This window comes from Ruminococcus sp. CAG:57, from assembly GCF_000435935.1.
Taxonomy (GTDB): domain Bacteria; phylum Bacillota; class Clostridia; order Oscillospirales; family Ruminococcaceae; genus Hominimerdicola; species Hominimerdicola aceti.
In genome coordinates, this window is the sequence record NZ_FR890730.1 from 4,492 (window position 1) to 5,587 (window position 1,096).

The window sequence follows — 1,096 nt, forward strand, 5'->3', positions numbered from 1 at the left end:
CCTGTGACGGCGGCAGATACTGTTGTAACGGCTTTTTGTGTCAGCATAGCTGTTGCAATGCCCGTCAGTCCACCAATAACAAGGTTAGAGTGTTCACAGAAGAACTTTATGCCGTCAATGAGGATTGGCAAAGAGCCTTTGGCAAACTTGGCGCCTGTTTCGACTAAATCTCCAAGGGCATTGCCCATATCGTCGAATTCGTCACTGAGGTCTCCATCTTTGATATCCTTGGTAAGTTCACTGAAAAGCTCTGAGCCTTTTTCGGCGGCGTCTTCGAGTGGGGCGCTGAATTTATCGAAAATAGTTATGCCAAGGGATTCAAGGGAAGAGTCCATTATAGCCAGTTTGCCCTTAAGATTGTTATTCATGGTGTCAGCCATTGTCTGACACGCTCCGTCGGCGTTATCTACCTGAGCTTTCAGGTCATCGAAAGACCCGCTCATGCCTTGAAGCATGGCATTAACGGACGATAAGTCTGTCTTATTGAAAATATCGCTAAGCGCCTTGGTCTTCTGGTCATCTGAGAGCTTGGAAAGCTTGGCGTTAAGGTCTCCGAAAATATCGTTGATATCTCTGATATTTCCCTCACTGTCAGCCACGCTCACGCCCAGTTCTTTCAACTTAGCGGAAGCAACGTCTGTCGGTGATGTTAACGACAAAAGCATATTTCTGAGATGTGTGCCGCCCTCTGCACCCTTGATACCGTTGTTCGCCAGTATTCCAAGAGAGGTGCACATTGTATCAACGTCCTGCCCTGTGGACTTGACCGTACCGGCACACTGGAGAATGCCCTCACCAAGCATAGCAACTGTGGTGTTAGATTTTTGGGCTGTTTTTGCCATCATGTCCATATAGCCGTCAAGGTCACTCGTCTGCAACTGTAGTGCTGACATAGTATCCGTTACCATGTCAGTGCAGGACGCAAGGTCCATGCCTGAGGCAGTGGCAAGATTAAGAACTTTCGGCAGTGTTTCAACCGCCTTATTTACGTCATATCCTGCAAGAGCCAAGTAATTAAGAGCGTCAGCGGACTCCGAAGCGGTATACTTTGTAGTCTCACCACACTCACGAGCGGCGTTCTCTAGCTTCTGATAGT

1 protein-coding gene is annotated in these 1,096 nt (G+C 48.2%); it reads right to left on the reverse strand.

The window, feature by feature from the left end; genetic code table 11:
* On the reverse strand, nucleotides 1–1,096 hold a 1,096-nt coding region (locus QVO88_RS06455), incomplete at both ends, for a phage tail tape measure protein (protein ID WP_288177845.1).